We start from the raw sequence: 12,769 nt of genomic DNA on the forward strand, positions 1-12,769 counted from the left end.
GGGCCAGGCGCTGGCCGGCGTGGCGCAGCGCGGCGTACAACGCGGGCGCCTCGGCGCGGTCGGCGTCGCTCAGATAGCGGTTGCGCGAGGACAACGCCAGGCCGTCCTCGGCGCGCACGGTCTCGTGCGCCAGCACGTCCACGGGCAGCTGGAACTGGCGGCACATATTGCGCACCACCATCAGCTGCTGGTAGTCCTTCTTGCCGAACACGGCCACGCGCGGCTGTACGCAGGAAAACAGCTTCAGCACCACGGTGCTGACGCCTTCGAAGAAGCCGGGGCGGAACTCCCCTTCCAGGATATCGCCCAGGTCGTCGGGCGGCTGCACGCGGAAGCTTTGCGGCTCGGGATACATCTCGCGCTCGTTCGGCGCGAACAGCACATAGACGTCACGCTCGCGCTCCAGCTTCTCGATGTCGGCGGCGAGCGTGCGGGGATACTGGTCGAAGTCCTCGTTGGGGCCGAATTGCAGGCGGTTCACGAAGATGCTGGCCACCACCGGGTCGCCATGCTGGCGCGCCAGCTTCATCAGGGACAAGTGGCCTTCATGCAGGTTGCCCATGGTGGGCACGAACGACACGCGATTCTGTCCGCGCAGGTGATCGCGCAATTCCTGGATGGTGTGTACGACTTTCAAGGGGACTCTCCGGGGTTGGGGGCAGCCCGGTCAGGATCAGGCCGCGACCGCCGCCACGCTGGTATAGGCCAGGCGCACGTAGATGGGAGCATAGGGCTCGGCCTGCGTAATTTCCAGCAAGGACTCGCGGGCCAGTTCCAGCATGGCGATGAAATGCACGACGACCACGGCCGCGGGCGCGCCTTCGCGGACGCGCTCCATGAACAGATCGCCGAATTCCATGAAGCGCACGTCGTTCAGGCGCCGCAGGATGTGCGTCATGTGATCACGTACGGACAGCTGTTCGCGCGTGATGTGGTGATGCTGGTTCAGCTTGGCCCGCTTCATGATGTCGGCCCAGGCCGCCCGCAGGTCGTCCACGCTGACCTCGGGCAGCATGCGCTCCACGCTCAGGTCGGCGACCGCCTGGCTGCTGACGAAATCGCGGCCCAGCTGCGGCATCGCATCCAGCTTTTGAGCGGCCAGCTTCATCTGCTCGTATTCGAGCAGGCGGCGCACGAGTTCGGCGCGCGGATCTTCCGGCTCTTCGCCGGTGTCGGTCTTCTTGACCGGCAGCAGCATGCGCGACTTGATCTCGATGAGCATCGCCGCCATCAGCAGGTACTCCGCGGCCAGTTCCAGGTTGTGGATGCGGATCTGGTCCACATACGACAGGTACTGCCGCGTGACATCCGCCATGGGGATGTCCAGAACATTGAAGTTCTGCTTGCGGATCAGGTAGAGCAGCAGGTCCAGCGGCCCTTCAAACGCTTCCAGGAACACTTCCAGCGCATCCGGCGGGATGTACAGGTCCGTGGGCATCTGGAACAGCGGCTCGCCATACAGGCGCGCGTACGCCACGCTGTCGACGGTGTCAGGAGTGCTGTCGACGGGCGGTTCCACTAGCGCGGCCAGGGCGTCGCCCGGGACGGAAGCGTGTTGGGCCATGATTGCCGCAATGGGCTCAATCGGCCTGGTAGACGTACGGCTTTTGCGGCACGCGGGCGGCGCGGAAGCCTTCCAGCAGTTCCGAATCCTGCGGTTTGTCCCAAAGACGGGCGCGGCCCTCGCGCTGGCGCTCTTCGGTGCCAGGATGCGATTGCTTGAAGTCTTTCAGGAAAAGGGTGATCTCGGATTCGTAGTTGGTCGCCATGGCACCAATTTCAATGGGTTTCGGATGTAGGGAGTTTACTTCACGGCAGCCACCCCCCCGGCGTTACAATCTCGCGGCACCCATCGCCCCCTCCCGCCATGTCCGCAGAATCCGCAGCAGCAGCCCGTCCCGCTCCTCTTTCCAGTGAGCAAGCAGCGCGCGCGGCGCGCATGATTCCCTTCATCGTAGGCTGTGCGCTGTTCATGCAGATGCTGGACGCCACCGTGGTGGCCACCGCCCTGCCGGCCATGGCCCGCGCCCTGGGATCCACCCCCGTGCGGCTGAACGTGGCCATTACGTCCTACCTGCTGTCGGTGGCGGTTTTCGTGCCCGTCAGCGGCTGGGCAGCCGACCGCTACGGGGCGCGGCGGGTGTTCGTGGCGGCGATCGGCCTGTTCACGCTCAGTTCAGTGGCCTGTGCGCTGTCCCAGGATCTGCCGCAGCTGGTCCTGGCCCGCATCGTCCAGGGGATGGCGGGCGCGATGATGGTGCCGGTGGGGCGGATCATCCTGCTGCGCACCGTGCCCAAGCAGGACCTGCTGAAGGCCATGTCCTTTCTCTCCATTCCGGCCCTGCTGGGTCCGGTGATCGGACCGCCGCTGGGCGGCTTCATGGTCACCTACATGTCCTGGCACTGGATCTTCCTGATCAATATCCCCATCGGGATCCTGGGCATTTTCCTGGTGCTGCGCTATGTCGCGGAGATCCGCGAGGAATCCGCCCCGCGCCTGGATTGGCCGGGCTTCCTCCTCAGCGCGATCTGCCTGGCGACCCTGGTCAGCGGCTTCGAGGCCATCGGCCGCGACGTCATGCCGCTGTCGATGCTGCTGGGGCTGATCGCAGTCGGCACGGTCTGCGGCCTGCTCTACGGCTGGCACGCCAAGCGTACGGAGCATCCCATCATCGACCTGTCGCTGATGCGGATCCCCACCTTCGCCATCTCCACGCTGGGCGGCAATCTGTGCCGCTTCGCCGTGGGCGCCACGCCTTTTCTGCTGGCCATGCTGCTGCAGGTAGGCTTCGGCCTGACCCCGTTTGCGGCCGGCCTTATCACCTTCGCCAGCGCAGCGGGCGCGCTGCTGATGAAGTTCGTGGCCACCCCCATCGTGAAGCACTTCGGCTTTCGCCGGGTGCTGACCGTGAACGCCGTGCTGGCGGGCGCGTTCATCGTGATCTGCGGCGCCTTCACGCCCACCACGCCGGTGTGGCTGATGATCGCCATCCTGCTGGTCGGCGGCTTTTTCCGTTCGCTGCAATTCACCGGGGTAAATACGCTAACCTATGCCGACATTCCCCCGTCCAAGATGAGCCGCGCCAGCAGTTTCGCTGCCATGGCGCAACAGCTCGGCATCAGCCTGGGCGTGGGCGTGGCCGCGGTGACGCTGAACGTCAGCATGTCCTTGCGCGGCGCGGAAACGCTGGCGATCCGCGACGTGGTCGCGGGCTTCATCGTCGTCGGGGTGCTGTGCATGGCCTCGACTTTCTCCTTTAGACGCCTCGATCCTCTGGCCGGGGCACACCTGAACGGCGCCAAACAAAGTGACGACGAATGAATTTGTCCTAGCCCTGGACCAGGGCACGACCAGCTCCCGCGCAATCGTGTTCGACCGCGCCGGCGTGGTGCGCGGCGTGGGCCAGCGCGAATTCCGCCAGCACTACCCGCGGCCAGGCTGGGTCGAGCACGACGCCAGCGAAATCTGGCACAGCCAGCTGGACGTGGCCCGCGAGGCCCTGCGCAATGCCGGCGCGACCGCCGCCGACATCGCCGCCATAGGCATCACCAACCAGCGCGAAACCACCCTGATCTGGGAACGCGCCACGGGCCGCCCGCTGGCCCGCGCCATCGTCTGGCAGGACCGCCGCACGGCGCCGATGTGCGACCAGCTGCGCCAGGACGGCCACGCAGATTTCCTGCAATCCCGGACCGGCCTGGTGCTGGACGCCTATTTCTCCGGCACCAAGCTCGCCTGGCTGCTGGACCACGTACCCGGAGCGCGCCAGATGGCCGACCGCGGCGAGCTGGCCTTCGGCACCGTGGACACCTGGCTGATCTGGCAACTGACCGGCGGCGCGGTGCACAGCACCGATCCGAGCAATGCGTCGCGCACCATGTTGTTCGATCTGCACACCCAGGACTGGAACGACGAGATCCTGGCGTTGCTCAAGATCCCGCGCAGCGTGCTGCCGACAATCGCGCCCAGCAGCGCGGTGGTGGGCGAAGCCCTGCCCGAATGGCTGGGCGGCTCCATCCCCATCGCCGGCGTGGCCGGCGACCAGCAGGCCGCCACCTTCGGCCAGGCCTGCTTCACGCCGGGCATGGCGAAGAACACCTACGGCACCGGCTGCTTCATGCTGATGAACGTGGGCGAAAAGCCGGTGCAATCCCGCAACCACCTGCTGTCCACGGTAGGCTGGGGCCTGCCCCAGGCCGGCAATGGCGGCTGGCGCCCGACCTACATGCTGGAAGGCGGCGTGTTCGTGGCGGGCGCCGCGGTGCAATGGCTGCGCGACGGACTGGGCATCATCCAGCGCTCGGAAGAAATCGAATCCCTGGCCGCCAGCGTGGCCGACACCGACGACGTCTTCATGGTTCCGGCCTTCGCCGGCCTGGGCGCACCGCATTGGGACCCCTATGCGCGAGGCACGCTGGTGGGCCTGACCCGCGGCACCACCCGCGCCCACATCGCCCGCGCGACGCTGGAATCCATCGCGCTGCAAAGCGCGGAACTGCTGACCTGCATGAACGGCGACAGCGGCATCGCACTGACCGAACTGCGCGTGGACGGCGGCGCGGCCCGCAACGACCTGCTGATGCAGATGCAGGCGGACCTGCTAGGCGTCCCGGTGGTCCGTCCGCGCGTATCGGAATCGACTGCGCTGGGGGCCGCGGGATTGGCGGGACTGGCGGTGGGATTCTGGTCGGGACTGGATGAATTCGCCTCGAAGTGGCAGGCGGAGCGGACGTTCGAGCCGACTTGGCCGGAGTCCGTGCGGGCAGCGCGGATGAAGCGGTGGAGACAGGCTGTGGAGTTGTCCAAGGGCTGGTCGGACAGTGCTGGGAAGTAGGCGGGATTTTTAGCTTCCTGGCTATGTAGCTGCCTGGTGTTGATTTCCGTGGGGATTCGTTGGTGGAGCTTTGGACTTCGATGGTCCCAGTTCTTTCGTAGGCCGCCCATCGGCACGGGCGCCTGAGTGGCGGGCGCCCACGATTGCGGTCCGGAGCCTTCGCTCCGGACTTGCCTCGGCGGCCCCCCCCGTCGTCATCTTCGTCCAGGCCTTCGGCCTTCCCTTCAGATTCCCTCGGGCGCATCGAGGTTGCCCGCCACTCAGGCGCCCGCGCCGACGGGCTACTTGTATCTTGGCCTGATGCTCTGCTAGAGCCGTGGTCAGGGACGATTCTTGGGCTGCCCGCCATTCTCGGCCGCGCGGGCGGCCGAGAATGACATACGTGATTTCTTAAATTTCGATTGTGTTCGCTTGCGCGAATGCGACGAAGGGTTTGCTATTGGTCCCCAGCTCTTGGGGGGTGGGCGGTGATGGGTGGCGCGCGACGGGCAGCCGCTTGCGCATGCGGATCCGGACGCGCGCCACCCATCCGGCATCCGCGTTGAGTGACGATTACTGGCCGACCCGCGCACTTGGCCAGCACCCCAAAAAAGCGCCCTACCAAGCTCAGTCCCGATTCTCGATTGCCATAAGCATCACCACGAGAACACCCCACCACCAGCGCGCAGCGCCATCGCACGACGCAAGACACCGCGTAAGCCCCAAAAGGCCGCCCGCGCGGCCGGCCTGGGGCGGGCCCCGCAAGACACGCCAACACCCACTATCCGTGGCCAGAACGCCAAGCACACCGACCGCCCCAGCGCCCGTGAAGATTCAACCAGCCGAGCCTGTCGCGTCGGGGGCCTGCGGGACGCGGGGCGTCGATAAGCCCGACGGAATCCGAAGGAACCGCCGTAGGCGGTGACGAGGATGAGGAAGGGGAAGTCCGGAGCGAACGCTCCGGACCGCAATCGTTGCCCCGCGTCCCGCAGGCCCCCGACGCGACAGGCGTCTTAAGAACCAGCAATCCGAATCAAGAACCAACCCCACCGCAACAAAACCAAGATCAAGCCACCCGAACCCCACCAATAGAAACCACACTCGCACTAAACCCCTTCAACAACTCCCCCCTCCGCAAAGCCACCCTCTCCATCGCCGCCTCCTTCACATGCCCGTACCCCCGTATCTCCTCGGGCAAACTGGCCAAGGCCACCGCACGCTCCAGGTTCCCGCGGTTCAATTTCGACAGGATCGCGGTCATCGTCTCCCGGTACTCGCGCATCAGCTCGCGTTCGGCGCGGCGCTCGGCCGTATAGCCGAACAGGTCCAGCTTCGTCCCGCGCAAGCCGCGCATCTTCGCCAGCACACGGAAAACCCGCAACATCCCCGGACCGTAGCTGCGCTTGATCAGGTGGCCGTCCTTGTCGCGCCGCGCGAACAGCGGCGGCGCCAGGTGGAAGCGCAGCTTCCAGTCGCCTTCGAACTGCGCCTGTACGCGCTTGAGGAACTCGCCGTCTGAGTACAGCCGCGCGACTTCGTACTCGTCCTTGTAGGCCATCAGCTTGAAGTAGTAGCGCGCCACCGCCAGCGCCAGCCGGCTGGTGCCCGTGGCCTCGCGCTCGGCGCGCGCCACCTTGTCCACCAGCTCGGTGTATTGCCGGGCGTAGGCCTCGTTCTGGTATTCGGTCAGGAAGGCTTTGCGCACCGCCACCAGCTGCTCCAGCTCGCCCGCGGGTTTCTTCAATTCCAGCACCGGACTGGCGACGCGCGGGCGCTTGAGTTCGATGATGCCCTCAGGCTGAGAAGGCGCGCCGCCGTTGGCGATCAAGCGCTTCACCGCCGCCAGGTCGTCAGCAGCGCGGCGCCCCCAGGCGAAGGCGGCGAGGTTGTTCGGCACCTGCTGGCCGTTCAGTTCAATGGCGCGCAGGAGAGCCTCCTGCGACAGCGGGATCCAGCCCTTCTGATAGGCGTAGCCCATCATCAGCGGATTGGAATAGATCGCGTCGCCCAGCAGGCCCACCGCCAGTGCGGCCGCGTCGAAGGTGGCCAGGTGCTCTTTGCCGCAGGCGGCCGCCAGGTCGGCGGTCAGGCTGGCGCCCGGCAGCGTCCAGTCCGGATTGCTGACGAAGGCCGCCGTGGGCGCGGTGTCGCTGTTGAGCAGCACGCGCGTGCGATCCGGATTCAGCCGCGCCATGGATTCCGCGCTGGTGGCCACGACCAGGTCGCCGGCCAGCAGCAGGTCGGCTTCGCCCATGGCGACCCGCGTGTTCAGCAGCTGGTCCGGCGTCTGCGCCAGCACCACGTGCGAATACACCGCGCCGCCCTTCTGCGCCAGGCCCGCCATGTCCAGCACCGAACAGCCCTTGCCCTCCAGGTGCGCGGCCATGCCCAGCAACTGGCCGATGGTGACCACGCCCGTACCGCCCACGCCGGCGATGAAGACGCCGTAGGGCTGGTGCAGTTCGCGCGCGGCCGGATGCGGCACGTCCTCGTCGATGGCGCCGTCCTGCGCCAGGGCGCCCGGCTTCTTGAGCTTGCCGCCTTCCACGGTCACGAAGCTGGGGCAAAAGCCCTTCAGACAGGAGAAATCCTTGTTGCAACTGGACTGGTTGATCGTGCGCTTGCGACCGAACTCGGTGTCCAGCGGCTCCACCGACAGGCAGTGCGATTTCTGCGAACAGTCGCCGCAGCCCTCGCATACGCGCTCGTTGATGAGCACGCGGCGGGCCGGGTCCGGGTAGGCGTTGCGCTTGCGGCGGCGGCGCTTCTCGGTGGCGCAGGTCTGGTCGTAGATCAGCACCGATACTGCGGGATGCTCGCGCAATTCACGCATCACCGTGTCCAGTTCATCGCGCGGGCGCACCGGCACGCCTGGCGCCAGTCCTTCGATCTGCTTGTACTTGCCGGGATCGTCAGTGACCACCACGATCTTCTCGATACCCTCGGCGGCCATCTGCTGGCTGATCATCGGCACGCTCAAGGGGCCGTCCACCGGCTGCCCGCCGGTCATCGCCACGGCGTCGTTGAACAGGATCTTGTAGGTGATCGGCACCTTGGCCGCCACCGCCGCGCGTATCGCCAAGAGGCCCGAATGGAAGTAAGTGCCGTCGCCCAGGTTGGCGAACACGTGCTTTTCCTCGGTGAACGGCGCCTGCCCCACCCAGGGCACGCCCTCGCCGCCCATCTGCGTAAAGACGTCGGTGCTGCGGTCCATCCATCTGACCATGTAGTGGCAGCCGATACCGGCCATCCCGCGCGACCCCTCCGGCAGGCGGGTCGAGGTGTTGTGCGGACAGCCCGAACAGAACCAGGGTTTGCGCTCTTCGACCACGCGCGGACGCGCCAGCGCCTGTTCGCGGCCGCTGATGAAGGCCAGGCGCGCCTCGATGCCGGCGCGCACGTCAGCGGGCAGTTCGAAGCGCAGCAGGCGCGCGGCGATGGCGCGCGCGACCATGGCGGGCGAGAATTCGTAATGCGCCGGCAACAGCCAATTGCCTTGCGGCACCGACCACTCACCGCCGTCCTTGTCGTCGAACTTGCCGACCACGCGCGGAATCTTCTTGCCGCTGCCGATCCAGCTGAACAGCTCCTCCTTCAGCTGATACTCCAGCACCTGGCGCTTTTCCTCGACCACCAGGATTTCGTCCAGGCCTTCGGCGAAACGCTGCATGCCGGTGGATTCCAGCGGCCAGACCATGCCTACCTTGAACAGGCGCAGGCCGATACGCTGGCACACGGCCTCGGACAACCCCAGGTCCGATAGCGCCTGACGCGTGTCCAGATAAGCCTTGCCGGACGTCATGATGCCGAAGCGCGCGTCGCGCTGCGGCACGTGCCAGAGTTCGCGGTTGAGCTTGTTGGCGCGGGCATAGGCCAACGCGGCATAGAGCTTGTAGTCCAGCAGGCGGGCCTCCTGCTGCAACGGCGTGTCGGGCAGCCGGATGTTCAGGCCGTCGGCCGGCAGCAGGAAGTCCTGCGGCAGCTGGATCTGCACGCGGTGGGGGTCCACGTCCACTGACGCCGAGACTTCGACGATGTCGGTGATGCACTTCATGCCCACCCATACGCCCGCGTAGCGGCTCATGGCCCAGCCATGCAGCCCATAGTCCAGCACCTCCTGCACGCTGGCGGGAAACAGCGCCGGGATCATGCAGGCCTTGAGGATGTGGTCGCTCTGGTGCGGCAAGGTCGAGGACTTGGCGGGGTGGTCGTCGCCCGCCACCACCAGCACGCCGCCATGGCGCGCGGTGCCGGCGGCATTGGCATGCTTGAACACGTCGCCACAGCGGTCCACGCCGGGCCCCTTGCCATACCACATGCCGAAGACGCCGTCGTACTTGGCGCCCGGGAACAGGTTTACCTGCTGCGAGCCCCATACCGCGGTGGCGGCCAGGTCTTCGTTGATGCCGGGCTGGAACTCGACGTGATGGGCCTTCAGGTACTTGGCCGCCTTCCACATGTTCTGGTCGACGCCGCCCAGCGGAGAACCGCGGTAGCCGGACACGAAGCCTGCGGTATTCAGGCCGGCGTGCGCATCGCGCACGCGCTGCATCATGGGCAGGCGGACCAGGGCATGGATGCCGCTCATCCAGGCGCGCCCGGATTCCAGGGTGTACTTGTCGTCCAGCTGGACGGATTCAAGCGCGGCACGCAAGGCAGGCGTAGCGGGAGCGTTCATGTCTACTCCGAGGGATCCAGGAACCCCGGCCGGCTACGCGCGACACCCTCTTGAAGCGCACGCGGGCGAGCAAGGGACGTGAATTGCGGGCGCTGGCGCGCTTCTGTTTCCATTGGTTGTAACCGCTCGCCCCACCCCCGGCAATAGGGCGATGCGATAATTGCCGCCATGGACTTCGCCCCTCGTATCGTCGACTGGCAGCGCCGTCACGGCCGCCACGATCTCCCCTGGCAAAACACCCGGGATCCTTACCGCATCTGGCTCTCCGAGATCATGCTGCAGCAGACGCAGGTGGCGACGGTCATCCCCTATTACGAGCGCTTCCTGCAGCGCTTCCCGGACGTGGCCTCGCTGGCAGCGGCCGCGCAGGAAGACGTGATGCCCTACTGGGCCGGACTGGGTTATTACGCCCGCGCCCGCAACCTGCACCGCTGCGCGCAGGAGATCGCGCGCGATTGGGACGGACGCTTCCCGCCCACGGCCGAAGCCATCGCCACGCTGCCCGGTATCGGCCGCTCCACGGCCGCGGCCATCGCCGCGTTTGCTTACGGCGAGCGCGCGCCCATCCTGGACGGCAACGTCAAGCGCGTGTTCACGCGGCACTTCGGCATCGCCGGCGACCCGACCAAGCGCGAAGTCGAACAAAAGCTGTGGGCGCTGGCCGACGCGCAAGTCGAAGCCGCGCCCGGGCTGGACATGGCCGCCTACACGCAAGGCTTGATGGATCTGGGCGCCACGCTATGCACGCGCGGCAAGCCCGCCTGCGACGCCTGCCCGACCGCGGACAGCTGCGTGGCCAAGCGCGAAGGCCGCCAGGGCGAACTGCCCACGCCCAAGGCCCGCAAGGCGATCCCCGAACGCGAGACCTGTATGCTGGTCCTGCGGCACGAAGGCGCCTTCCTGCTGCAACAGCGGCCCGAGCCCGGCATCTGGGGCGGGTTGTGGAGCCTGCCCGAGTTCGACGTGTCGCAAGACCCGGACAGCGCCTCGCGCGCACTGGGCCTGGAACCCGAACAGCGCTTCGAGCTGGCCGCCTTTGCCCACACCTTCACGCATTACCGCCTGCACATCCGGCCCTGGCTGGTGCCGGTACGCGCGGCCGGCCTGCGCGAATCCGCAAGGCCGGAACGCTGGGTGGCGGCGGATGCATTGGCATCGGTAGCGCTGCCTGCGCCCGTCAAGAAGCTGCTGCAAGGGCTGGTCGACGCGGGGATGCAAGACAGCCTGTTCAAGGGCTGAGCGGCCGCGGCGAATCCACCGCCAGTTGCGGCTACTCGCTCCCGCCCAACAGCATCACCAGCTTCAGATCCGGATGCGTCGCCAGCCGGAACGTGATCTGCTGGTAGGCCAGCTTGCCGCGTCCCGGATGCTGGAATTCACGCAAGCCGCCTTCGCGCTCCACCACCGCGTGGCGCGTCCACCAGTGCGCGAACACCGGGCTCTGCCGATTCAGGTTGTCCAGCAGCGCCAGTACGGCCGGCTCATCCAGATGCGCGCCGGCGTCGGCGCGGAATTCCGCCACCACGCGGCGGGCGCGCTGGTCCCAGTCCACCACCAGTTCGCGCGCGGCGGGGTCCAGGAAGATATAGCGCAGCAGATTGGGTTCGGGGTCGCGCGCCGGCCAGTTATCGAACAGATCGCGCAGCGGCTCGTTGTAGGCCAGCACGTTCCAGGCACGGTCCAGCACGTAGGCCGGAGCATTGATCGCGTTCACGCATTCCTGCAAGGGCCCAGGCGCGCCAGCGTCGTCGCGGGCGTGCTGCGGATCGGCGCAGTCGGCCAGATCGAACAGATAGGCGCGTTCAGCGCGGGCCAACTGCAGTACGCCCGCGATGCGCGACCAGACCGAAGGCGACACCGACACCTCCCGCCCCTGCTCGATCCAGGTGTACCAGGTGACGCTGATGCCGCAAAGCTGGGCGACCTCCTCGCGCCGCAGCCCGGGGGTGCGGCGACGCATGCCTTCGGGCAAACCAGCCATCTGCGGCGTGATGCGCGAACGCGCGCTGCGCACGAATTCGCCCAGCGCCTGGCGGCGCAAGGGAGAGCCTTCATGGCCGGCGGCAGCGGTCTGGGGGGAAGTAGTCATACCAGGATGAGTAATGGACTTGTACGTGTATGGGCAGCCGCCTATCTTAGCGCCTGGGCCGCCACTTCCACACGCTTTCCTTATCCATACCGAGCCCCGCCACCAAGGATTCCTCATGACCGCCAGCACCCATGACGCCGCCATCGACCGCCAATTCAGCCCGCGCGCGACCGCCTACCTGACCAGCGCCGTACATGCCCAGGGCGAAGACCTGCTGCAGATGGCCGGCATCGCCGCGCAGCACCCCGCAGCCCGGCTGCTGGACCTGGGCTGTGGCGGCGGCCATGTCAGCTTTCACGTCGCGCCGCACGTCAAGCAGGTCACCGCCTATGACCTGTCGCAGCAAATGTTGGACGTGGTCGCGGGCGAGGCCGCCAAGCGCGGGCTGGCCAACCTGGCCACCTGTCAGGGCAAGGCTGAATACCTGCCATTCGACGACGGCGAGTTCGACCTGGTGATGTCGCGCTATTCCACCCACCACTGGCAGGATGCCGGCCGCGGCCTGCGCGAAGCCTTCCGCGTCCTGAAGCCTGGCGGCATCGCCGTGTTCGCCGACGTGGTGTCGCCGGGCGAGCCGCTGCTGGATACCTGGCTGCAGACCATCGAGGTACTGCGCGACACCTCGCACGTGCGCGACTACTCGGTCGCCGAGTGGACCCGCATGCTGACCGAGGCCGGCTTCACCCTGCAGGGCCTGGCGCCGCGCCGCCTGCCGCTGGAGTTCCAGTCCTGGGTCGCGCGCATGCGCACGCCGGACACGCTGGTGGTGGCGCTGCGCCATATGTTCGGCATTGCGCCGGACGTGGTGCGCACACATTTCGAGGTCAGGGACGACGCGTCTTTCACCAGCGACACGGCCACCATCGTGGTGCGCAAGCCGGGCTGATTGGACAGGCCGAGGCGCAACTCGCTCGACAGCGCCCGCGCCGACCTGTATAGGTACGGATTCGTCAGAATCCGCACAGGTAAGGAAGCGCCATGTCCGATACGTCCAACCCGCCATTGCCCGCCGCGTCCCCGGCGGACCTGACCGTCACCGAGGCCGCGGCCCTGATCCGGCAGGGACGCATTACCAGCCTTGCGCTGACCCAGGCCTGCCTGGACCGCATCGACGCGCGCGCGGACCTCAACGCCTTCATCACCGTGGACCGCGCGGGCGCGCTGGCCCAGGCCCGCGCCAGCGACGCC

General features: G+C 67.0%; 9 protein-coding genes and 1 pseudogene. 5 read left to right on the forward strand and 5 right to left on the reverse strand.

Going from position 1 to position 12,769, the window contains the following annotated elements:
- From panC to VIR09_RS04980, 3 genes are all read right to left on the reverse strand, one after another.
- Positions 1 to 637 (reverse strand): pantoate--beta-alanine ligase (gene panC, locus VIR09_RS04970; protein ID WP_332011870.1); only part of this gene is annotated, 637 nt, incomplete at its 3' end.
- Positions 638 to 673: 36 nt separating this feature from the next.
- Positions 674 to 1,564, reverse strand: coding sequence for a ScpA family protein (locus VIR09_RS04975; RefSeq protein WP_332011871.1), 891 nt, complete (start codon positions 1,562 to 1,564; stop codon positions 674 to 676).
- Between the two features lie 16 nt (positions 1,565 to 1,580).
- Complete coding sequence (locus VIR09_RS04980) at positions 1,581 to 1,769, reverse strand: DUF3460 family protein (RefSeq protein ID WP_088138183.1); 189 nt, start codon at positions 1,767 to 1,769, stop codon at positions 1,581 to 1,583.
- Between the two features lie 98 nt (positions 1,770 to 1,867).
- Between VIR09_RS04980 and VIR09_RS04985 the strand changes: the two genes are divergently transcribed.
- Both VIR09_RS04985 and glpK read left to right on the forward strand, forming a co-directional pair.
- Complete coding sequence (locus tag VIR09_RS04985) at positions 1,868 to 3,322, forward strand: DHA2 family efflux MFS transporter permease subunit (RefSeq protein WP_332011872.1); 1,455 nt, start codon at positions 1,868 to 1,870, stop codon at positions 3,320 to 3,322.
- Positions 3,309 to 4,835, forward strand: coding sequence for a glycerol kinase GlpK (glpK, locus tag VIR09_RS04990; protein WP_332011873.1), 1,527 nt, complete (start codon positions 3,309 to 3,311; stop codon positions 4,833 to 4,835). Before VIR09_RS04985 ends, glpK begins: the two co-directional genes overlap by 14 nt.
- Before the next feature lie 1,045 nt (positions 4,836 to 5,880).
- On the opposite strand, the gene VIR09_RS04995 is transcribed toward glpK, so the two are convergent.
- Positions 5,881 to 9,492: an indolepyruvate ferredoxin oxidoreductase family protein gene (locus VIR09_RS04995; RefSeq protein ID WP_332011874.1), complete on the reverse strand. Its 3,612-nt coding sequence runs from the start codon at positions 9,490 to 9,492 to the stop codon at positions 5,881 to 5,883.
- A gap of 168 nt (positions 9,493 to 9,660) precedes the next feature.
- Here VIR09_RS04995 and mutY point away from each other — a divergent pair, with 168 nt between their 5' ends.
- On the forward strand, positions 9,661 to 10,731 hold the full coding sequence (gene mutY, locus VIR09_RS05000) for an A/G-specific adenine glycosylase (RefSeq protein WP_332011875.1): 1,071 nt from the start codon (positions 9,661 to 9,663) through the stop codon (positions 10,729 to 10,731).
- Positions 10,732 to 10,762: 31 nt separating this feature from the next.
- Here the strand turns inward: mutY and VIR09_RS05005 are convergent, their stop codons facing one another.
- A complete protein-coding gene (locus VIR09_RS05005) occupies positions 10,763 to 11,581 on the reverse strand; it encodes a helix-turn-helix transcriptional regulator (RefSeq protein ID WP_332011876.1) in 819 nt (272 codons plus the stop codon).
- A 115-nt stretch (positions 11,582 to 11,696) separates the two neighbouring features.
- Between VIR09_RS05005 and VIR09_RS05010 the strand changes: the two genes are divergently transcribed.
- A complete protein-coding gene (locus VIR09_RS05010) occupies positions 11,697 to 12,467 on the forward strand; it encodes a class I SAM-dependent methyltransferase (protein WP_332011877.1) in 771 nt (256 codons plus the stop codon).
- 92 nt (positions 12,468 to 12,559) lie between these two features.
- Positions 12,560 to 12,769: pseudogene (locus tag VIR09_RS05015) on the forward strand (amidase); the annotation flags it as partial.

Origin of the sequence: Achromobacter sp., assembly GCF_036567245.1 — a bacterium.
GTDB lineage: Bacteria > Pseudomonadota > Gammaproteobacteria > Burkholderiales > Burkholderiaceae_B > Achromobacter.

What these genes read in the sequence shown, in the direction of transcription:
- VIR09_RS04995 (WP_332011874.1), bottom strand. Translation starts at nt 9,492, where the DNA reads ATGAACGCTCCCGCTACGCCTGCCTTGCGTGCCGCGCTTGAATCCGTC.
- VIR09_RS04985 (WP_332011872.1), top strand. Translation starts at nt 1,868, where the DNA reads ATGTCCGCAGAATCCGCAGCAGCAGCCCGTCCCGCTCCTCTTTCCAGT.
- VIR09_RS04980 (WP_088138183.1), bottom strand. Translation starts at nt 1,769, where the DNA reads ATGGCGACCAACTACGAATCCGAGATCACCCTTTTCCTGAAAGACTTC.
- mutY (WP_332011875.1), top strand. Translation starts at nt 9,661, where the DNA reads ATGGACTTCGCCCCTCGTATCGTCGACTGGCAGCGCCGTCACGGCCGC.
- VIR09_RS05010 (WP_332011877.1), top strand. Translation starts at nt 11,697, where the DNA reads ATGACCGCCAGCACCCATGACGCCGCCATCGACCGCCAATTCAGCCCG.
- VIR09_RS04975 (WP_332011871.1), bottom strand. Translation starts at nt 1,564, where the DNA reads ATGGCCCAACACGCTTCCGTCCCGGGCGACGCCCTGGCCGCGCTAGTG.
- VIR09_RS05005 (WP_332011876.1), bottom strand. Translation starts at nt 11,581, where the DNA reads ATGACTACTTCCCCCCAGACCGCTGCCGCCGGCCATGAAGGCTCTCCC.